This window comes from Pseudomonas sp. WJP1, assembly GCF_028471945.1.
Classification (GTDB): Bacteria; Pseudomonadota; Gammaproteobacteria; order Pseudomonadales; family Pseudomonadaceae; genus Aquipseudomonas.
Window position 1 is genome coordinate 1,464,586 of record NZ_CP110128.1, and the last position, 17,869, is coordinate 1,482,454.

Annotated in this window: 24 protein-coding genes; 19 read left to right on the forward strand and 5 right to left on the reverse strand. The window is 60.0% G+C overall.

All coding sequences use genetic code 11. From position 1 onward, the window contains the following. The first annotated feature begins 9 nt into the window (after positions 1-9). The 3 genes from OH720_RS06635 to OH720_RS06645 all read left to right on the forward strand — a co-directional run bounded on the left by OH720_RS06635 (position 10) and on the right by OH720_RS06645 (position 1,386). Positions 10-627 carry a TPM domain-containing protein gene (locus tag OH720_RS06635; RefSeq protein ID WP_272604975.1) on the forward strand — a complete coding sequence of 206 codons (618 nt, stop codon included), beginning with the start codon at positions 10-12 and terminating at the stop codon, positions 625-627. 134 nt (positions 628-761) lie between these two features. Then, positions 762-1,043, forward strand: a complete 282-nt coding sequence (locus OH720_RS06640; RefSeq protein WP_272604976.1) for a helix-turn-helix domain-containing protein — start codon at positions 762-764, stop codon at positions 1,041-1,043. Then, positions 1,030-1,386, forward strand: a complete 357-nt coding sequence (locus OH720_RS06645) for a putative holin (protein WP_272604977.1) — start codon at positions 1,030-1,032, stop codon at positions 1,384-1,386. The genes OH720_RS06640 and OH720_RS06645 overlap by 14 nt, the downstream gene beginning before the upstream one ends. Before the next feature lie 67 nt (positions 1,387-1,453). Here the strand turns inward: OH720_RS06645 and OH720_RS06650 are convergent, their stop codons facing one another. Beyond that, a complete protein-coding gene (locus tag OH720_RS06650; RefSeq protein ID WP_272604978.1) occupies positions 1,454-1,882 on the reverse strand; it encodes a helix-turn-helix domain-containing protein in 429 nt (142 codons plus the stop codon). Between the two features lie 67 nt (positions 1,883-1,949). Between OH720_RS06650 and OH720_RS06655 the strand changes: the two genes are divergently transcribed. The 4 genes from OH720_RS06655 (at position 1,950) to OH720_RS06670 (ending at position 4,170) form a co-directional block, all read left to right on the forward strand. Beyond that, complete coding sequence (locus tag OH720_RS06655) at positions 1,950-2,183, forward strand: hypothetical protein (RefSeq protein WP_272604979.1); 234 nt, start codon at positions 1,950-1,952, stop codon at positions 2,181-2,183. After that, the gene (locus OH720_RS06660; protein WP_008055587.1) at positions 2,180-2,458 is read left to right on the forward strand and encodes an ogr/Delta-like zinc finger family protein; all 279 of its coding nucleotides are present in this window, start codon (positions 2,180-2,182) and stop codon (positions 2,456-2,458) included. The genes OH720_RS06655 and OH720_RS06660 overlap by 4 nt, the downstream gene beginning before the upstream one ends. 2 nt (positions 2,459-2,460) lie before the next feature. Next, positions 2,461-2,823 carry a hypothetical protein gene (locus tag OH720_RS06665; RefSeq protein WP_272604980.1) on the forward strand — a complete coding sequence of 121 codons (363 nt, stop codon included), beginning with the start codon at positions 2,461-2,463 and terminating at the stop codon, positions 2,821-2,823. A gap of 132 nt (positions 2,824-2,955) precedes the next feature. Then, a complete protein-coding gene (locus OH720_RS06670) occupies positions 2,956-4,170 on the forward strand; it encodes a class I SAM-dependent methyltransferase (protein WP_272604981.1) in 1,215 nt (404 codons plus the stop codon). Positions 4,171-4,182: 12 nt separating this feature from the next. Here OH720_RS06670 and OH720_RS06675 read toward each other — a convergent pair whose 3' ends face one another. Then, complete coding sequence (locus tag OH720_RS06675) at positions 4,183-5,073, reverse strand: DMT family transporter (protein WP_272604982.1); 891 nt, start codon at positions 5,071-5,073, stop codon at positions 4,183-4,185. A gap of 330 nt (positions 5,074-5,403) precedes the next feature. Between OH720_RS06675 and OH720_RS06680 the strand changes: the two genes are divergently transcribed. From OH720_RS06680 to OH720_RS06690, 3 genes are all read left to right on the forward strand, one after another. Further along, positions 5,404-5,985, forward strand: a complete 582-nt coding sequence (locus OH720_RS06680) for a DJ-1/PfpI family protein (protein WP_008055591.1) — start codon at positions 5,404-5,406, stop codon at positions 5,983-5,985. A gap of 14 nt (positions 5,986-5,999) precedes the next feature. Then, complete coding sequence (locus OH720_RS06685; RefSeq protein WP_272604983.1) at positions 6,000-6,305, forward strand: ribbon-helix-helix domain-containing protein; 306 nt, start codon at positions 6,000-6,002, stop codon at positions 6,303-6,305. Between the two features lie 168 nt (positions 6,306-6,473). Further along, positions 6,474-6,818, forward strand: coding sequence for a YegP family protein (locus tag OH720_RS06690; protein ID WP_272604984.1), 345 nt, complete (start codon positions 6,474-6,476; stop codon positions 6,816-6,818). A 122-nt stretch (positions 6,819-6,940) separates the two neighbouring features. Here the strand turns inward: OH720_RS06690 and OH720_RS06695 are convergent, their stop codons facing one another. Next, on the reverse strand, positions 6,941-7,960 hold the full coding sequence (locus OH720_RS06695) for a DUF4917 family protein (RefSeq protein ID WP_272604985.1): 1,020 nt from the start codon (positions 7,958-7,960) through the stop codon (positions 6,941-6,943). A 134-nt stretch (positions 7,961-8,094) separates the two neighbouring features. Here OH720_RS06695 and OH720_RS06700 point away from each other — a divergent pair, with 134 nt between their 5' ends. The 4 genes from OH720_RS06700 (at position 8,095) to OH720_RS06715 (ending at position 12,737) form a co-directional block, all read left to right on the forward strand. Continuing rightward, positions 8,095-8,997 (forward strand): LysR family transcriptional regulator, encoded by a 903-nt coding sequence (locus tag OH720_RS06700; RefSeq protein ID WP_272604986.1) that lies wholly within the window; start codon positions 8,095-8,097, stop codon positions 8,995-8,997. A 104-nt stretch (positions 8,998-9,101) separates the two neighbouring features. Then, positions 9,102-10,295, forward strand: coding sequence for a CaiB/BaiF CoA transferase family protein (locus OH720_RS06705; protein ID WP_272604987.1), 1,194 nt, complete (start codon positions 9,102-9,104; stop codon positions 10,293-10,295). Continuing rightward, positions 10,292-11,218: a hydroxymethylglutaryl-CoA lyase gene (locus OH720_RS06710; protein ID WP_272604988.1), complete on the forward strand. Its 927-nt coding sequence runs from the start codon at positions 10,292-10,294 to the stop codon at positions 11,216-11,218. Before OH720_RS06705 ends, OH720_RS06710 begins: the two co-directional genes overlap by 4 nt. A gap of 187 nt (positions 11,219-11,405) precedes the next feature. Next, positions 11,406-12,737 (forward strand): MFS transporter, encoded by a 1,332-nt coding sequence (locus OH720_RS06715; protein ID WP_180203077.1) that lies wholly within the window; start codon positions 11,406-11,408, stop codon positions 12,735-12,737. 67 nt (positions 12,738-12,804) lie between these two features. On the opposite strand, the gene OH720_RS06720 is transcribed toward OH720_RS06715, so the two are convergent. Then, positions 12,805-13,293 (reverse strand): DMT family transporter, encoded by a 489-nt coding sequence (locus OH720_RS06720; RefSeq protein WP_272604989.1) that lies wholly within the window; start codon positions 13,291-13,293, stop codon positions 12,805-12,807. A gap of 77 nt (positions 13,294-13,370) precedes the next feature. Between OH720_RS06720 and OH720_RS06725 the strand changes: the two genes are divergently transcribed. From OH720_RS06725 to OH720_RS06745, 5 genes are all read left to right on the forward strand, one after another. Continuing rightward, positions 13,371-14,324 (forward strand): LysR family transcriptional regulator, encoded by a 954-nt coding sequence (locus OH720_RS06725; RefSeq protein ID WP_272604990.1) that lies wholly within the window; start codon positions 13,371-13,373, stop codon positions 14,322-14,324. Then, positions 14,321-14,959, forward strand: a complete 639-nt coding sequence (locus tag OH720_RS06730; protein WP_008059408.1) for a LysE family translocator — start codon at positions 14,321-14,323, stop codon at positions 14,957-14,959. Before OH720_RS06725 ends, OH720_RS06730 begins: the two co-directional genes overlap by 4 nt. 60 nt (positions 14,960-15,019) lie before the next feature. Continuing rightward, positions 15,020-16,366 (forward strand): sensor domain-containing protein, encoded by a 1,347-nt coding sequence (locus OH720_RS06735; protein ID WP_272604991.1) that lies wholly within the window; start codon positions 15,020-15,022, stop codon positions 16,364-16,366. 117 nt (positions 16,367-16,483) lie between these two features. Then, the gene (locus OH720_RS06740; RefSeq protein WP_081504815.1) at positions 16,484-16,639 is read left to right on the forward strand and encodes a stress protein; all 156 of its coding nucleotides are present in this window, start codon (positions 16,484-16,486) and stop codon (positions 16,637-16,639) included. Between the two features lie 74 nt (positions 16,640-16,713). Beyond that, positions 16,714-17,217 (forward strand): DUF4142 domain-containing protein, encoded by a 504-nt coding sequence (locus OH720_RS06745; protein WP_272604992.1) that lies wholly within the window; start codon positions 16,714-16,716, stop codon positions 17,215-17,217. A gap of 41 nt (positions 17,218-17,258) precedes the next feature. Here OH720_RS06745 and OH720_RS06750 read toward each other — a convergent pair whose 3' ends face one another. After that, the gene (locus tag OH720_RS06750) at positions 17,259-17,669 is read right to left on the reverse strand and encodes a low affinity iron permease family protein (protein WP_272604993.1); all 411 of its coding nucleotides are present in this window, start codon (positions 17,667-17,669) and stop codon (positions 17,259-17,261) included. Positions 17,670-17,869 lie beyond the last annotated feature (200 nt).

Genomic DNA, 17,869 nt, shown 5'->3' on the forward strand with positions numbered 1-17,869 from the left:
TCCAACAACATGGCATTACTGACTGAACACGAACAACGCAAGGTCGCCGAGGCGATTGCCCGGGTCGAGCGCGACACCGACGCGGAACTGGTCACCGTGCTCGCGGCCCGCGCCGACGACTATGTGTACATCCCGCTGCTCTGGGCCAGCCTGTTGGCACTGGTGCTGCCCGGGATCGTGCATTACCTGACGGGCTGGCTGACCTTGCACAGCCTGCTGCTGGTGCAATGGATCACCTTCATTGTGCTGTGCCTGGTATTGCGCATACCGAAAATCACGACACACCTGATTCCCCGTTCGGTGCGTCACTGGCGTGCCTCGAACCTGGCGCGCCGGCAATTCCTGGAACAGAACCTGCACCATACGGTGGGCAGCACTGGAATCCTGATATTCGTCTCTGAAGCCGAGCGCTATGTGGAAATCCTGGTGGATGAGGGTATTTCCAGTCGGCTGGACAACAGCAATTGGGATGCGATTGTCGCGGATTTCACCCGGCAGGTGCGACAGGGCCAGACGTTGCAGGGCTTTGTCACCTGCGTCGAGGCGTGCGGCGAATTGCTCAAGGTGCACGTGCCGGTGACGCATGTGCGCAACGAGTTGCCAAACCGCCTGGTCGTGCTCGGTTAGGGCTGTTCTGCGAACACTTTTGTAACGCTTGACGGTACAACGGCGGCAAGTTGTTTGGCTTCTGTTCAGTCTTCAACATCTCCCTCCAATAGCGAACGCCCTGTGACGGGTGTTCTGACGCAGAGGGAGTATTTATGTCAACGCATCTACCGCTCGACTCTTTTACCGGTGCCGCGCCACCGGTCCATCTGACAGCGAAAGAAACACAAGCCTTGATGTGGTGCTACAAAGGCAAGACTTCCTGGGAAATCGCCAGGATTCAGAATTGCTCGCCCACCACGGTCAATTTTCACTTCTTCAATATTCGCCGCAAGTTTGCTGTCAGGTCCCGTCATGCCGCCTTGCTCAAAGCCATAGAGTCGGGAGTCATTGTCATCGACGACTTCGATGAGCGAGGTCTGCATGAACTGGACTGATTCGGTTTACAACAGTATCAGCGGGCTGCTGCTGGGATTGGGAATAGCGACGCTGCCGGCGATTGATGGCGAGGCGCTGTTCGGTGCATCGCTCGGAGCGTGGCTGGTCACCACCACTCGCGTTGACTTCAAGGCCTGGCAGCGTATCGGTTCCTGGTTGTTGTCGGCGGGCGTCGGCTATCTGTTTACCCCCGTGGCGCTGCCGCTGGCGCCTTTCCTGACTGCGGGGGTAACGGCCTTTCTGTGCGCGCTGATCATTATTCCCATCAGCATCAAGGTCATGCAGTGGGTCGACGGGGCTGGCTTGGGGGAAATCATCGAGCGCCTGAAAGGACGACGCTGATGGGGATTAACGTGTCATGTGGCAAACATCGCGGGTATGGCACGCCTTCAACTAAACAGCCTGTGAATCATGTTTTGTTTGGCTGTTGAAGTGTCGACAGAATAGACGCCATCTCTGAAAGTTTGAGTTCCATTTCACGCAGGCGGCGTTTTTCCTCCAGGGCATTTTGTATGGCGCAGCGATCTTCTTCACTGAGCAATCGCCACATCTCGAGAATTGTATTTTCCCGAGTGGCTGTTTCCTGATTGTGTTCAAGAACATTGGCAGCAGCGCTATGGCGTAGGACCGGCCCTTCTCCAAGCAACAACCAGTCAAGTGAAATACCGCGCGATTGAGCAATTTCTACGCATATTGAGTATGGCGTGCTGTCGCGACCTTTCCAGCTACTGAGGGTCTGCGGGCTGACTTGTAGCGCAGAAGACAAGGAAGCATCGCTTTTTGTGCCGGTTATTTGCTTGAGTCGGGCTAAAACAGCCTGTGATTTTTTGCTACGCAATTTGAGCCTCTTCCTTTTGACACATGCTGAGTGAGTGCTTAATGTATGCGCAATGAGTATTTTTATAATGAGTAATCAATCTTCAACTATGAGTCAGATGAATTTGATGTCGAAACTTCCTAATGGTAGCAGGGTGATTTCCTACATGTTTGGTTCCTACCCAATGCGCCGTTGCTCATTGCACTTTCTTTTTTTTGGTGGGCGTTACTTGCAATGCCGGATTGCAGCAATCATCGCTTCCAGCAGTATTGCGGTTGATTATGTTGATTACCACCTGATGAACAGCAGGATCCAGGCATGAGTACTTACAAAATGGTGTGTCCGCACTGCTTGAGCCGCATGCGAATCCGCACCAGCGAGGGCCGACATATTTTTCTGCGGGTGGCCTACTTGCAATGCACCTCGGAAGCCTGCGGCTGGTCGGTTCGGGCCGAGTTCGAAATGACCCACGAACTCTCTCCCAGTGGAATGCCCAACCCCGCCGTGCGCTTGCCTTTCGCCGGGCCCGACTTGCGGCGCGATGCCCGACCTGTTGCGCCAAGTGAACCAACGACGTCCGCGCCGCTGGAGTCATGAATATGAGCGCAAGTGTTGAAAACGAGGAATTGAACGAGCAGTTGCTGGCTATTGCCCAGGGTTTTCTGGCCCGTCATGAAAGCGATTCGGTCGTTGATGACCAGGTGCTGTTCTGTCGTGCCGTGAAGCACTTGCAAGGGATTGATGTGCCGATGCACCTGGCGGAACGACTGGTCAGCCACGCCTATGGCGAGCTTAAGTCCTGCAACGATCGACGACGCCTGGACATCGGCGCAAGCTCCGAAACCGTCGCGGTCATCACTGACCCGGCCAATGGCCTGACGTGGGCCGTACCGGTGGGATTGATCGTAAGGCATGTGATCAATTCACCGAGCAATCGCAAACTTCGGCTGGTGGAGCCCTGAGGCATCGGCGAATGCAAAGCAGGTTCGGGGAGCATTACCGAGCCTGCGAAAAATAACCCCGTGCCCAAAACCCGCATCCCCCCTAAAATACCGGGCATTCTCCGATTCGCTCTGCCCGAGGCCGTTTTTTCCATGTCCGTCACCGCCACTCCCGCCAGCCTCGCGCCGGACCATCACGCCCAGTTCATCGACCTGCTGCAATCGAGCCTGGAACAGAACGCCTTCATCAAGCTGGTGCTGGCCAAGTACGCGGGCGATGAAGCGGACCTGCAGCGGATCATCATCAAGCCGGTGACGGTCAAGGCGCAGCCTTGCCTGTCCTTCGTCTATCGGTACAAGACCCGCGACATCACCAAGAACTTGCCATTAACCGACGGTGTGGCGCTGATCAAAGACTTGTTGCCAGCATCGTTCAAGAATGCGCATTTGTTGTCATTGACCGATGAAGCCCAGCTCGAATACAGCAAAAAGGGCAAATCTTCACTGTTCAAGAGCAAACCCCAGCAATTGCGCGAAGTGCCGTCCGCCGGGCACAACCGCGAGAAAAACCGCTTTCTCGATCTGAACCGGCCGTTTCTCGCCGACCTGGGCGTCACCAACAAGCAGCATGAATTGATCCCGGCGATGTCGCGCAAGTGGAAGCAGATCAACAAGTTCATCGAAGTCTTCAGCCATGCGCTGACCTCGTCGCCACTGGCGCTGGACAGCCCGGTTCGCGTGGCAGATTTCGGCTCCGGCAAGGGTTACCTGACGTTTGCGATTCATGACTACCTGCGCAATACCCTGAAGGCCGAAGCGCAAGTGACCGGCGTCGAGTTGCGTGAAGACATGGTCACCCTGTGCAACGCCGCCGCGGCAAAGCTCGAGCATCCAGGTCTGGTCTTCAAGTGCGGTGATGTGCGCAGCGTGGCGCCGAGCGAGCTGGACGTGATGATCGCGTTGCATGCCTGCGACATCGCCACGGACTATGCGATTCACACCGGCATTCGTTCCGGCGCCTCGATCATCATGTGCTCGCCGTGCTGCCACAAACAGATTCGCCTGCAAATCCAGAGCCCGGCATTGCTCAAACCGATGCTGCAATACGGGCTGCACCTGGGACAGCAGGCGGAAATGGTGACCGACAGCTTGCGTGCGCTGTTCCTCGAGGCCTGTGGCTACGAGACCAAGGTGTTCGAGTTCATCTCTCTGGACCACACCAACAAGAACAAGATGATCCTGGCGGTCAAGCGTGCCGAGCCGGGTGATCCGGCCCAGCTGCTGGCGAAGATCGAGGAACTCAAGGCGTTCTACCACATCACCGAGCATTGCCTGGAAACCCTGTTGCGGGCTGACGGTTACCTCTGATCTGCGTCTGATTCAGGCCGTGGCAATACGGGCGGGCTTGACCGCCGTCTTGCGTCCCAGCACGACGGTCAGGATCACCCCGCCGGCAAACAGCCAGGTGATCGGCTCGACGTGTTCGCCAAAGAACACCGCCGAAAAGCCGATAGTGAAGAAAATCTGCAGGAGCTGGATCTGGCTGACCCGGGCAATGCCACCGATGGCCAGCCCGGCATACCAGGCGAAGAAGCCGATGAATTGCGAAAACAGCGAGACGTAGCCGAAGGCCCACCAGGTCTTGGCCGAAATCTCGCCCTGATGTTGCAACGCAAGGTACAGCACCGGACCGATCAGCAGCGGGGTCGACAGCACCAGTGCCCAGCAGATCACTTGCCAGCCGCCCATTTCCTTGGCCAATCGGCCACCCTCGGCGTACCCCAGGCCGCCCACGGCAATCGCGCCGAGCATCAACAGGTCACCTGCCTGGATGCTGCCGGCGCCGCTGATCAGCGCATAACCAAGCACCAGCGCACTGCCCAGCGCGGCGCAGGCCCAGAAGGCTTTCGACGGGCGTTCGTGGGACAGCCATGCGGCGTACAGCGCCACACACAATGGCTGCAAGCCATTGACCAAGGCGCCATGGGATGCCGGTAAGGTTTGCATGGCCCAGGCCGACAGGACCGGGAACCCGAGGATAACCCCGGCAATGACCAGCGTCAGGCCTTTGACCTGCTTCCAGGTTGGCCATTTCTCACGCCGCCACAACAACAGCAACGCCGCGGGAATCGCCGCGAACAGCGCCCGGCCCAGGCCGTTGAGCAGTGGATGCATTTCCTGCACGACGATGCGTGTGAAGGGCAGGGTGAGGCTGAAGATCACAACGCCGAGCAGGCCCAGGGCCATGCCGGTGTTTTCGCGGGTGGACATGATGGCAACCAGAGTCTTGGAAGATAGGAGGTGCCCTCATCTAGCCATAAACCGTTGTTTTTGGCGCTTACAGCTGGGCACAGAATTATCCGTACAGTTCAAGGACGCTTTCGCGGGCAAGTCGGATCGCCGCCCGCTCGCTCCTACAGGTCCTGCGCCGCTCTCCAAACCTATGCAATACCTGTAGGAGCGAGCGGGCGGCGATCCGACTTGCCCGCGAAGAACGATAACGCGGTCTTCAGGTAGTAGCTGGTTATTACCCACCCCCACGGATAAGGACTACCTTGAATACTCCTGCATGCCCATGCATTTCCCAGAGGAGTCCTCCCCATGGCGGCGAAAAAAATCCTGATGCTGGTTGGCGATTACGTCGAAGATTATGAAGTGATGGTACCGTTCCAGGCCCTGCTGATGGTCGGTCACACGGTGCATGCCGTTTGCCCGGACAAGAGCGCTGGCCAGACCGTGCGCACCGCCATCCATGACTTCGAAGGCGACCAGACCTATAGCGAAAAGCCCGGTCATCTGTTTGCCCTGAACTTCGATTTTGCCAAGGTCAAGGCGGCGGATTACGACGCCGTGCTGATACCGGGTGGTCGTGCGCCGGAGTACTTGCGCCTCAATGAAAAAGTGTTGGAACTGGTGCGCGATTTCGACAAGGCCGGCAAGCCGATCGCCGCCGTTTGCCATGGTGCACAATTGTTAGCCGCCGCCGGGATTCTCGAAGGTCGTGAATGCAGCGCTTACCCGGCCTGTGCACCAGAAGTGCGCCTGGCGGGCGGTACATTTATCGATATCCCGGTGACGGACGGCCATGTTCAAGGCAATCTGGCGACGGCACCGGCCTGGCCTGCCCACCCGAGCTGGCTCGCCGGTTTCCTCGGCTTGCTGGGCACCAAGATCACGCTGTAACGGGAGAACCGTCCATGTGCGAGCTGTATGTCAAAGCTGATCCGATTCTCTACGAGTCGCGCTCCCGCTCGCTACGCATTTGTGGGGTGGTCACCACCCTGCGGCTGGAAAATCAGTTCTGGGACATTCTCGGCGAAATCGCCGAGACAGACGGCATGACCACCAACCAGTTGATCGCCAAGTTGTATGAGGAGGTCATGGACTACCGCGGCGAAGTGGTCAATTTCGCCTCGTTCTTGCGGGTGAGTTGTACGCGGTACCTGAGTCAGCGGCGGGTGGCTGCTCCGGAGTTGTCGGTGGTGCGGGCAGTGGTGAAGTAGGGGACCTTGATAGCCCTATCGCGAGCGGGCTCGCTCCCACGGATCGGTGTACGCAAATCCACTGTGGGAGCGAGCCTGCTCGCGATGGCGTCGGTTCAGGCGACAAAAAACCGGGGCTGGTCTTTACTCTGAAGCGCGCAACCCCCTCATTCGCCAAGGAGAAAGAGCATGTCCGGATGGTATGAAGTGAGCAAGAGCAGCAGCGGTCAGTTCAGGTTCGTGCTGAAGGCGGCGAACGCCGAAACCATTCTGACCAGTGAGCAGTACACCACCCGCGCGGCGGCCGACAAAGGCATCGCGTCAGTCCAGGCCAACAGCCCGCTGGATGAACGCTACGAGAAGAAAACCACCAAGGATGGCCATCCTTATTTCAACCTCAAGGCGGGCAACCACGAGATTATCGGCAGCAGCGAAGCCTATTCCTCCGAATCCGCGCTGGAGAAAGGCATCGCCAGTGTAAAGGCGAACGGCCCCACCAAGGTGATCAAGGACAAGACCTTGCCTGTCCTCTGAATCCAATACACATCCTCTGTGAGAGCGAGCTTGCTCGCGATAGCGGTCTGACATTCAGCATCTTCGTCGAATGTTAAGCAGCCATCGCGAGCTTGCTCGCGATGGCGCCAGCCGCATCACCGCTAAACTTCGACTGGAACTGTGAGCTTCGGGCTACCCAGCACATGGGTTTTCGAATCAAAAAACCGCAACTCAACCCCGGTCCCCTCGAACACCTTGGCGTAATGCCGCTTCTGATGCTGGATGAACGCCTTGCTGCGCGGGTAGATCGAGATGGCCACCACCTTCGGTTTCGCCAGGCGCAAGGCGTGCACGATATGGCTGTCCTGCTCGCCCAACGCATGCCCGAAAATACACAACCCGTCACCATGGCCGAGCAACTGCTCGTAGCAGAACGACAGGTAATCCGAACTGCGGATGGTCTTGAGCTTGTCCGCGCTCGGCCCTTCGTTGATGAACAATGGCACATCGTCGAGGGTCTTGATCGTGTTGTTGATGGCGAAATTGCCCAGCAACGTGCCTTCGGTCGACATCAGTTTGCGCGCCGTGCCGTCCTGGTTGCGCACCAGGTGCAGACCGCCGTGCAGGTACAGCAAACGGGTCTTGTCGGTGGCGGTCACGCTCAGGTCGAAGGCCGGTTCTGAGCCCTCGAACAGATCGGTGATCGCCTCGGGTTGCTGCTGGATCGCCCAGTAATTGAGCAAGTCGTAGTTGGTGGTGAACACCGTGCGATAGTGGCCCAGTTCCTGACCGATCGTCGCCAGGCTCGATGCCTCGACCAACCGCCACGGGATGTGTACCGCGTGCACGGTGTTGATCAGCGCTTCCTTGATCGCGTAGTAACGATTACGCGGGGCAGCGGAGCTGACGGCCAGGGCCTTGTTGACCCGGCTGGTGGTTTTCAAGGCGCTGAGCACCTGCTCGAAACTGCGTGTCTGCAGCGCATCGAACACACTAAGCTCGGACGGGCTGAGGGGTTTTTCTTCGACGGTGCGGGCGTTTTCGAACAGCGAGTCGTAGCCAAAATCGTCCCACACCGCGCGGCTGGCCCCATTACCCACCAGCAGACCGTCGAACGCAGCGCTGCTGCGCAAGACGTTCCAGTCTTCAAGTTGGGCGTCGACATCCTGGAAATCGGTCATTGCGGTGGTCGTCTCGAAGCAAAAGGTCTGATGGGCGGCGACTTTATCATGCTCGGGCGCTTCAACCACGGCGCGTCACGGGCGAAGGGCGCTATGCTGCGGCTTTCGCCCGAACTGCCATTGCCGAGAGTCCGATGCTGCAAAAAAGCCTGATCCGCCGTCTCGACCTGATCACCCTGCAACTGTTTGTCGCTGTCCACGAAGAGGGCACGCTCACCCGTGCCGCCGCGCGTGAAGCGATTGCAGTGTCGGCGGCGAGCAAGCGCTTGATGGAGCTGGAGGAGGCGCTGGGGATCAGTCTGTTCGTGCGCCAGGCCAAGGGCATGACGTTGACGCCGGCGGGTGAAACCTTGCTGCACCACGCCCGGCAGATGTTGTTCAACGTCGAGAAAATGGGCCTGGAACTGGGCGAGCACAGCCACGGTGTGCGGGGCTATGTGCGGATGCTCGCCAACCTGTCGGCCATCATCCAGTTCCTGCCCGAAGACCTGCGGGATTTTTCCGAGCGCCACCCGCAGGTCAAGACTGACCTTGAAGAACGGCCCAGCGCCGGGGTGATCCAGGGGGTGCTCGATGGCGTGGCCGATCTCGGGATCTGTTCCATCGACAGCGACATCAAGGGCTTGCACAGCGTGCTCTACCGTCAGGACAAGCTGATGGTGTTGATGCTGCCGGATCATCCGTTGGCCAGTCGCTCGAGCCTGGCCTTCGCCGAGACGCTGGACAGCGATTACGTCGGGCTGCATGCCGCCAGTTCGATCAATATGCGCACCCATGCCGCCGCGCGTGAAGCCGGCCGGGTATTGCGGGTGCGTATCCATGTGCCGGGCTTCGACGCCATGTGTCGCATGATCCAGGCCAACATGGGCATAGGCGTCCTGCCGCAGCGGGCTTATGAACTGTTTGGCCGGGCGTTGGGGTTGCATGCTGTGCCGTTGACCGATGCCTGGTCGGATCGGGCGTTGATCCTGGTGGTGCGCGATGAGGCGTTGCTGTCGCCGGTGAGCCGAATGTTGTTTGAGCATTTGCGCGGTTAAGGCGTTCGCGTTTCGCGAACGCCCGTTGCCAACTGAAGGTTGGATTCCCGTGCCTGCTGTCCTCTAGCCTTGGCACATATTCCAAGAACAAGAGGTACCCCGCGATGACTGCCCCCTTGAGTGCAATCAAAGTGATCGAGATCGGCACGCTGATCGCCGCGCCGTTCGCTGCGCGCATGCTCGCCGAGTTCGGCGCAGAAGTGATCAAGATCGAAGCCATGGGCCAGGGCGATCCCCTGCGCAAATGGCGCAAGCTGCACGAAGGCACCTCGCTGTGGTGGTACCTGCAATCGCGCAACAAGAAGTCCCTGGCGCTGAACCTCAAGTCCGCCGAAGGCATCGAACTGGTCAAGCAACTGGCGACCAGCGCCGATGTGCTGATTGAAAACCTGCGTCCCGGCGCCCTGGAAAAACTCGGCCTCGGTTGGGACGTGCTGCATGCCCTCAACCCCAACCTGACCCTGGTACGGATTTCCGGTTACGGCCAGACCGGCCCGTACCGCGACCGTCCGGGTTTCGGCGCCATCGGCGAGGCCATGGGTGGCATCCGCTACACCACCGGCACCACCGGTTCACCACCGGCGCGGGTGGGCGTCAGCCTCGGCGATTCCCTGGCATCGCTGCACGCGGTGATCGGCGCACTGATGTCGCTGCTGCGGGTCAAGACCGGGCAGGGCGAAGGGCAAATCGTCGATGTGTCGCTGGCCGAAAGCGTGTTCAACGTCATGGAAAGCCTGGTGCCGGAATACGACATGCTCGGCCATGTGCGTGAGCGCAGCGGCGGTGCCTTGCCGGGTATCGCACCTTCCAACACCTACCTCACGGCCGATGGCGCCTACGTGGTGATCGCCGGCAACAGCGATCCGATCTACAAGCGACTGATGCACACCATTGGCCGCCAGGATCTGGCCGACGCCCCCGAGTTCGCCCATAACGACGGGCGTGCGGCCAAGAGCGGCCTGCTCGATGCGGCGATCACCCACTGGACCAGCAGCCTGCCGATCGACGATGTACTGGCGGCGCTGGAAGCCGCCGAAGTTCCGGCCGGGCGCATCTATTCGGTCGCCGACATCGTGGCTGATCCGCATTATCAGGCGCGGGACATGCTGCTCACTGCCGAACTGCCAGGTGGCGCCACGGTGAAAATGCCGGGCATCGTGCCGAAACTCTCGCAGACCCCCGGAGGCGTCAACTGGTCGGGTCCGGGACTGGGCCAGCACACTGATAGCATCCTTGAGCAACTTGGCCTCACAGTCGCAGACATCGAACGCCTGAAAGTCGAAGGAGTGGTGCAATGATCACTGATTATTCCGAGCGCCTGATCGTTCAGGAAGTCTCCCCGCGCGACGGTTTGCAGATCGAGCCGACCTGGGTTGAAACCGTCGACAAGATCGCGTTGATCAATCAACTGTCGCAGGCCGGGTTCAGCCGTATCGAGGCCGGCTCGTTCGTGTCGCCCAAGGCCATTCCGGCGTTGCGCGACGGTGAGCTGGTGTTCAAGGGCATCACCCGCCAACCGGGTGTGATCTATGTGGCGCTGATCCCCAACCTCAAAGGTGCGCAACGGGCGCTGGCCTGCAACGCCGATGAGCTGAACCTGGTGATGTCCGCCAGCCAGACCCACAACCTGGCGAACATGCGCATGCGCTGCGAAGACTCGTTGGCCGCCTTTGGCGAGATCGTGGCGTTCGTGCACGGCACACCGGTGCGTCTGAACGCTAGCATTGCCACCACCTTTGGTTGCCCATTCGAAGGCAAGATCGATGAGGACCGGGTACTGCACATCGTCGAGGCCTATCAGGAGCTCGGCATCCAGGGCATCACCCTGGCCGATACCACCGGCATGGCCAATCCGCGGCAGGTCGAGCGGTTGGTGCGACGGGTGTTGCAGCGGGTATCGCCCGCGGACCTGACCCTGCATTTCCACAACACCCGTGGCCTTGGCTTGTGCAACGTGCTGGCCGCTTACGAGGCCGGTGCCCGGCGTTTCGACGCGGCACTCGGCGGCCTTGGCGGTTGCCCGTTCGCACCCGGCGCCTCGGGCAACATCTGTACGGAAGACCTGGTGAACCTGTGCGATGAGGTCGGGATTACAACCGGTATCGATCTGCCGTTGCTGCTGAAACTTTCCCGAGGATTGCCGGCGCTGCTGGGCCACGAAGTGCCGGGCCAACTGGCCAAGGCCGGACGCAATTGCGACCTGCACCCCGTGCCCTCCTGACCACACCCAAAACCCCTGTGGGAGCGGGCTTGCTCGCGAATACGGTCTGACATTCAACAATGATGTCGACTGAAACTCCGCTTTCGCGAGCAAGCCCGCTCCCACAAAAGAGCTCCTTCACTGAGCACCTTAACCAGACAACAAAAACAATCGGACACCCCAAGGGAAGTCCGCCTGGAGAACCGCAATGAGCCTGAATGCACTGGAGGCCGGCGCGAGCCCGGCCGTTAGCCACGATGAAGAAAAAGCCCTGGTCAGCAAAGTCGCCTGGCGATTGATGCCGCTGATCATGGTCTGCTACCTGTTCGCGTTTTTCGACCGCATCAACATCAGCTTCGCCAAGTTCCAGCTGCAGACCGACCTGAGCCTGAGCGACACCGCTTATGGCCTGGGCGCCGGGTTGTTCGTGGTCGGTTATGTGATTTTCGAAGTGCCGAGCAACATGATGCTGTACAAGGTCGGCGCGCGACGCTGGATCGCCCGGATCATGATGTCCTGGGGCCTGGCCACGGCGTTGATGGTGTTCGTCAACAGCGAATGGCAGTTCTACGTGTTGCGCTTCGTGATTGGTGCGATGGAGGCGGGTTTTGCGCCGGGCGTGCTGTACTACCTGACGCTGTGGTTCCCGCAGCATTACCGCGGGCGCATCACCTCGATGCTGTTCCTTTCATCGGCCTTCGCCGGGCTGGTCGGCGCGCCGTTCTCCGGGCTGGTGCTGCAACACCTCGACGGCTTCCTTGACATGCGCGGCTGGCACTGGCTGTTCCTGCTCGGCGGCGTGCCGTGCATCGGCCTCGGCTTGCTGGTGCTGACCTTGCTCAAGGACCGCATCGAAGACGCCCATTGGCTGACAGCCTCGGAGAAAACCTTGCTGGCCAGCCGCATCGCTCACCATGAACCGCACAAGAGTGGCGGCTCGCTGCTCGCCGCGCTGCGTATCCCCGGGTTCCTGACCCTGGGCCTGATCTACTTCCTGATCCAGGTGGCGTCCTACGGCCTGAATTTCTGGGCACCACAACTGATCCGTAGCGCAGGCACCGAGAGCCCGGTCATGATCGGTCTGCTGACGGCCATCCCTTACATCTGCGGCGCCATCAGCATGGTGGTGATCGGGCGCTTGTCCGATGCCTCTGGCGAGCGACGCAAGTTTGTCGCCGGCCTTGTCGCCGTTGGTGCGATTGGTTTCTTCTGTGCCGGGATCTTCGCTAACCACACGACCTTCCTGATCGTCGCACTGGGCTTGCTCGGCGCCGGCATCATCGCCTCCATCCCGAGCTTCTGGACCCTGCCGCCTAAACTGCTGGCCGGTGCCGGCGCGGGTGCCGCGGGCGGGATCGCGGTGATCAACACCCTGGGGCAGTTCGGGGGCATCGTCAGCCCGGTCATGGTCGGACGGATCAAGGACCTGACCGGCAGCACCACACCGGCGCTGTATGTGATTGGTGTCTGCGCGCTGATCGCTGTTGCGTTGCTGTTGTGGGGCTTGCCGCAGAAGCTGCGCACGCTGGACAAGTTCTAAGGGTTCGCAGGCTACGGCAGCTCCCTCAAGGACCACGAACCCTTGTAGGAGCTGCCGCAGGCTGCGATCAAGACGTTGCCGTGATCGCTTTTCCTGCCGAATCACCCAACTGAATCAACACCACCCCGCCAATCAGCAACACCGCTCCAGCCAATCGCGGCAAGGTGATTTGCCGTTCCTCCAACCCAAACCATCCAAAGTGATCCAGCACCAGCGAAGCCACGACTTGCCCCGCCAATGCCAGGGCCATGAATCCAGAAGCGCCAAGCCTGGGCAGCAGCATCACCGCCAACGAAATGAAAACGACTCCAAAAGCACCACCGGCCCACATCCACATCGGCGCCTTGCCGATGAACGCCAGCGACGGCAATGGCAAGCGCATCGCCAACATGATCGGCAACAACACCACAATGCTCACCACCAATGAAGCGAGGGTCGCCCACAACGGATGACCCAAACCGCGCCCGAGGTTGAAGTTGATCGCGCTCTGAAAGGGCACCACCGCCCCGGCAATCACCGCCAGCAATAGCAGGCCGATTGCGTGCAACGTACTCATATTCATTCTCCAACAGGTTTTGCTGGACTCTAGAGTATTCATCGCGCAGATTTAAATTCCGTTTTGTTATCCAGAGCATGCATCAGATGAATGATCTACGGCGCATCGATCTCAACCTGTTGGTGATCCTCGACGCCTTGCTCAACGAACAACACGTCACTCGCGCGGCAGAGCGCCTGCACCTGAGCCAACCTGCCGTCAGCCATGCTCTGGCGCGCTTGCGCGATCTGCTCGGTGATCCGTTGCTGGTGCGCGCCGGCGCCAGCCTTGTGCCAACCCCGCGAGCGCTGGAGCTGATGGCCCCGCTGGGCGAAGTCCTGGCCCAGGTGCAATCGCTGCTCGCGCCCAACGCCTTCGAGCCGGCCACGGCCAAACGCAGCTTTCGCCTGGCGATGTCTGACTACGGCGCCGCCATCGTCCTGCCGGGATTGATCCGCACACTGCGTCGCGAAGCGCCGGGCATCGACCTGCAAATAAGCCACGCCAGCCGTGAAGGCATGCTCGAAGGGGTGCTCAACGGTGATATCGATGTCGCCGCCGGGGTGTTTCCGGAAATGCCCAACGAACTGCGCAGCACGGCGCTATTCGAGGAGCATTACGCCTGCCTGGTAGACCACCAAAGCCTGCCCGACGACGGCGTCCTCGACCTGCCTACCTACCTTTCGCGCCCCCACGTGCTGCTGGAAATGCGCGGCAGCGGTACCCCGGAAATCGAGCGGGCCCTGACAGCCTTGCGTGAACGCCGGCGCGTCGCGATCAGCCTGCCGCACTGGAGCGTGGCCCCTGAATTCATCAGCGGCACCGACCTGATTCTCACGGTCGCTTCCCGGGCCTTGCGCGATATCGATGAGCAGTCATTGATTGTCCTGCCGCCGCCGTTTGAGATTCCGTCGTTTACCTTTGTTTTGGTCTGGCACAAGCGCCGGGGAGGGGACCAGGCGTTGAATTGGCTGAATGCGCAAATCGAGCGAGCCTCAGCTGATATAGACTGGCGCCCATTCACCCAGACAGCTCAAAAGGACTTCCCATGACCCCATCCCTGTTAATGGCCGTTCTCGCCTCGGGCTTCATCTATGGCATCACGCCTGGGCCGGGGGTATTGGCGGTGTTCGGCATCGGCGCCGCCCACGGACGACGGGCGGGGGCGGGGTTTCTCTGCGGGCATTTGTTGGGGGACGTGGTCTGGTGCAGTACCGCGCTGATAGCCATCGTCGGTGCGCGGGAAATCGGCAGCACGGCCTTCGATGTGCTGGGCGTGCTCAGCGGGCTCTACCTGTTCTGGCTCGGCTGGCGTGCGGTGCGGGCGCGTCAGAGGGTTGGCGAGGCGCCGCAGGGGCCTGCGCGACAGCCATTCTGGCACGGCATCCTGTTCGGCCTGACCAATCCGAAAGCCTACCCGGTGGCTGTGGCCACCTTCACTGCGCTATTGTCCAGCCGGGCAGAGTTGCTGACCTGGTCGATGCTGCCGTGGCTGATCGTCTTGAGCTTCGTCGGTGGCCTGCTGGCCTACGCTATCCTCATCGGCATCGTCGGCGCGCGCCAGGTACGCACCTTGTATCAACGCCATGAACTGGCAATCACCCGATTGTGCGGGCTGATGTTCATCGGCTTCGCCATCAACGCCTTGGCGCATGCGCTGCCGGGGCTGGTGACGAACAAGGCTTGACGCGGATCGAAGGACACGTCGGCACTCGGTCAGGGAGGGTTCTTAATGGCTGCAGGCACCATGACCAGCACAAACTCCGCACCGTTGGCGAGCTACATTGACCTCCTGCTGGACGCCGTTTGCGCGGTCGACAAACAAGGGCGCTTCGTCTTTGTCAGCGCGGCGTGCGAGCGCATTTTCGGCTACACCCCCGACGAGCTGATTGGCCGGCCAATGATCGACCTGGTGCACCCGGCCGATCGCCAGCGCACCCTCGACGCCGCGAAGGACATCATGGACGGCGAGCCCAAGCTCAATTTCGAAAACCGCTACCTGCGCAAGGACGGCCGGGTGGTCAATATCCTGTGGTCGGCGCGTTGGTCAGAGGTCGATCAGCTGCGCATCGCTGTGGCCCACGACATTACCGAGCGCAAGCTGGCCGAATCCCGACAAGCGGCGTTGTATGCGATTTCCGAAGCGGCCCATGCGGCGGAAGACTTGCTGGCGTTGTTCAAACGTATCCACCTGATCATCGGCGAATGGTTACCGGCGTTGAATTTTTCCGTGGCGCTGTATGACGAGCAGTGTGCGCAGCTGAATTTTCCCTATCACGTCGACGACCACGAGCCGCACCCCGAACAGCCCGGGACCATCACCGCGCGCCTGTGCGCGGAGGTGATCCACAACGGCCTGCCGATCCTGCTGACGCCGGACCAGAGCGACCTGCCCTCGGAGTTCGAGGCGCTGGTCAGCGGGCAGCATTCGCCGTGCTGGTTGGGTGTGCCGCTGAACTCGCAAAACGGCACGATTGGTGCCCTGATCGTCAAAAGCGTGCCGGGAGGCGAGCGTTACACCGAGCGGGACAAGGAGTTGCTGCAATATGTTTGCGCGCAAGTCGCGACGGCTATCGAGCGCAAGCAGTTGCACACGCGCCTGCAGCACATGGCCCAATACGACCAGTTGACCCAGCTGCCCAACCGCGAACTGTTGCGTGACCGGCTGAAGCGGGCCCTGGACTCGGCGCGGGAAGACCACGGACGCATGGCCCTGTTGTACGTCGATCTTGACCGATTCAAGGAAGTCAACGACACCCACGGTCATGCAGTCGGCGACATGTTGCTGCAAACCGTGGCCAACCGGCTCAAGGGCTGCGTGCGCGAAACCGACACGGTGGCGCGTATTGGCGGTGACGAGTTCGTGGTGTTGCTGCACAGCATCCACGCCTCGGGCGATGCCGACTGCGTGGCCGGGAAAATTCGCCAGGTACTGTCGGCTCCCATGCGCCTGGACGGGCATAGCCTGCACATCCAGCCGAGCATCGGCGTCGCCCAGTACCCTGAGCACGGGACCGAAGAAAGCCAGCTGTTCAGGCACGCCGACGAGGCGATGTACACCGCCAAGCGCGAGCAACACCTGCGGCTCGTCTGAGTACATCGTCACCGTTCGTCGCGGCGATTTCAGCTTTTCTAAACCTTTTGGCGCGTGGAAATTCAGAATCTATGCGGGCGACGGCTCGCCGCGTTCATCATCAAGAGGTAGAGAATCATGCCTAACTCAAGAAACTCGAACTCGGGACATGCCAACGATCGAACGAAGACGTCTGAAGCCGGTCGTAAAGGTGGGAAAACCACGACCACGACGGTTGACAAAGACTCCTCGAAATCCGAGATGGGCCGCAAACCCGGGCAGAAATCCAAGTAATGGATGTAGGTGGTTTTGATTGAGAAGCGGGAGCGAAAGCTCCCGTTTGAATTTTTACTGAGGAGGGCGCGACCATGAACCCTATGGCCACCCGATTACGCAACTGCGGCCTGGCCGCGTTACTGGGCCTGTGCGCCAACAGTGCCTTCGCCCAGACACCCACCGAATTCATCAACGATGCATCGGCCAAGGGCATCGCCGACATCGAAGCCAGTCGCCTGGCGCACCAGAAGTCCGAATCCAAAGAGGTCAAGGACTACACCATCGTCGTGATCAACGACCGCACGACCGCCAACCAGCACCTGGCAAAAATCGCCAAGCAACTGGACTTGCCGGTGGCTCCGCGCGAAGAGGTGATGGAAAAGGCCAAGGCCCTGATGCCGCAAGTCATGGACGGCGCGACCTTCGACCAGGCCTACGCGGCCAGCCAGGTCAAGACCACCGAGGAAGCCATCGAGCAGCTGGAGCAAACGGCCCAGACCACCGACGTGCCGCAAATCAAGGCGTTCGCTGAAGAGACTCTGCCTAAATTGCAGAATCACCTGCAAATGGCCAGGGCGCTGCAGGCCAGTCGCTGACCCTGCGCGGGTGACTGACGGTCACCCGCGTACTATATCGATCAGCATTCATTCAGATCCTGCTTGCCTTTCTCCTGCACCACGGTGCCATCAATGGAAATGGTCTGGCCTTCGCCAAGGCTGCGGTAGTGCTTTCTCAAGGCTTCCAGTTCCTTGAGGTCCAGCGCCTCGAGCCCCAGCATCGCGTTCTGCGCCTCCTTCGTCACTCGCAGCAACTCATCGACCTTCAGGTGCAGAATGTCCGTGTCACGGTTCTGCGTGTTCTGGATCAGGAACACCATCAGGAAGGTGATGATGGTGGTCGAGGTGTTGATGACCAGCTGCCAGGTGTCGTTGAAACCGAAAACCGGCCCACTCAACCCCCACACTAAAATCAGGATGATCGCGCCCAGGAAAGTCGTGGGACTGCCGGTCCAGAGGGCGAGTTTCTGGGCGATTTGTGCGAATTTCATGGCCGTTTTCCTTATTGGGGATGAACCTGAAGTTCAGACATCGGTGGCGCGATGAAAATTCGGCTCACATTGCGGCTCATTAAGCACGGAGGTAGGCAATGTCTTAAATCTGGGTGGGAATCTTCCTTTGTGCCGGTTTGTGACTAGTATCAGTGGCAGTCAATTTGCCAGCATGTGTTCACACGGATAGAAACCGGATA

What these genes read in the sequence shown, in the direction of transcription:
- OH720_RS06675 (WP_272604982.1), bottom strand. Translation starts at nt 5,073, where the DNA reads ATGTCCACCCGCGAAAACACCGGCATGGCCCTGGGCCTGCTCGGCGTT.
- OH720_RS06740 (WP_081504815.1), top strand. Translation starts at nt 16,484, where the DNA reads ATGCCTAACTCAAGAAACTCGAACTCGGGACATGCCAACGATCGAACG.
- OH720_RS06670 (WP_272604981.1), top strand. Translation starts at nt 2,956, where the DNA reads ATGTCCGTCACCGCCACTCCCGCCAGCCTCGCGCCGGACCATCACGCC.
- OH720_RS06655 (WP_272604979.1), top strand. Translation starts at nt 1,950, where the DNA reads ATGAGTAATCAATCTTCAACTATGAGTCAGATGAATTTGATGTCGAAA.
- OH720_RS06715 (WP_180203077.1), top strand. Translation starts at nt 11,406, where the DNA reads ATGAGCCTGAATGCACTGGAGGCCGGCGCGAGCCCGGCCGTTAGCCAC.
- OH720_RS06730 (WP_008059408.1), top strand. Translation starts at nt 14,321, where the DNA reads ATGACCCCATCCCTGTTAATGGCCGTTCTCGCCTCGGGCTTCATCTAT.
- OH720_RS06720 (WP_272604989.1), bottom strand. Translation starts at nt 13,293, where the DNA reads ATGAGTACGTTGCACGCAATCGGCCTGCTATTGCTGGCGGTGATTGCC.
- OH720_RS06640 (WP_272604976.1), top strand. Translation starts at nt 762, where the DNA reads ATGTCAACGCATCTACCGCTCGACTCTTTTACCGGTGCCGCGCCACCG.
- OH720_RS06745 (WP_272604992.1), top strand. Translation starts at nt 16,714, where the DNA reads ATGAACCCTATGGCCACCCGATTACGCAACTGCGGCCTGGCCGCGTTA.
- OH720_RS06635 (WP_272604975.1), top strand. Translation starts at nt 10, where the DNA reads ATGGCATTACTGACTGAACACGAACAACGCAAGGTCGCCGAGGCGATT.
- OH720_RS06750 (WP_272604993.1), bottom strand. Translation starts at nt 17,669, where the DNA reads ATGAAATTCGCACAAATCGCCCAGAAACTCGCCCTCTGGACCGGCAGT.
- OH720_RS06735 (WP_272604991.1), top strand. Translation starts at nt 15,020, where the DNA reads ATGACCAGCACAAACTCCGCACCGTTGGCGAGCTACATTGACCTCCTG.
- OH720_RS06680 (WP_008055591.1), top strand. Translation starts at nt 5,404, where the DNA reads ATGGCGGCGAAAAAAATCCTGATGCTGGTTGGCGATTACGTCGAAGAT.
- OH720_RS06725 (WP_272604990.1), top strand. Translation starts at nt 13,371, where the DNA reads ATGCATCAGATGAATGATCTACGGCGCATCGATCTCAACCTGTTGGTG.
- OH720_RS06695 (WP_272604985.1), bottom strand. Translation starts at nt 7,960, where the DNA reads ATGACCGATTTCCAGGATGTCGACGCCCAACTTGAAGACTGGAACGTC.
- OH720_RS06705 (WP_272604987.1), top strand. Translation starts at nt 9,102, where the DNA reads ATGACTGCCCCCTTGAGTGCAATCAAAGTGATCGAGATCGGCACGCTG.
- OH720_RS06710 (WP_272604988.1), top strand. Translation starts at nt 10,292, where the DNA reads ATGATCACTGATTATTCCGAGCGCCTGATCGTTCAGGAAGTCTCCCCG.
- OH720_RS06700 (WP_272604986.1), top strand. Translation starts at nt 8,095, where the DNA reads ATGCTGCAAAAAAGCCTGATCCGCCGTCTCGACCTGATCACCCTGCAA.
- OH720_RS06660 (WP_008055587.1), top strand. Translation starts at nt 2,180, where the DNA reads ATGAGTACTTACAAAATGGTGTGTCCGCACTGCTTGAGCCGCATGCGA.
- OH720_RS06665 (WP_272604980.1), top strand. Translation starts at nt 2,461, where the DNA reads ATGAGCGCAAGTGTTGAAAACGAGGAATTGAACGAGCAGTTGCTGGCT.
- OH720_RS06690 (WP_272604984.1), top strand. Translation starts at nt 6,474, where the DNA reads ATGTCCGGATGGTATGAAGTGAGCAAGAGCAGCAGCGGTCAGTTCAGG.
- OH720_RS06645 (WP_272604977.1), top strand. Translation starts at nt 1,030, where the DNA reads ATGAACTGGACTGATTCGGTTTACAACAGTATCAGCGGGCTGCTGCTG.
- OH720_RS06685 (WP_272604983.1), top strand. Translation starts at nt 6,000, where the DNA reads ATGTGCGAGCTGTATGTCAAAGCTGATCCGATTCTCTACGAGTCGCGC.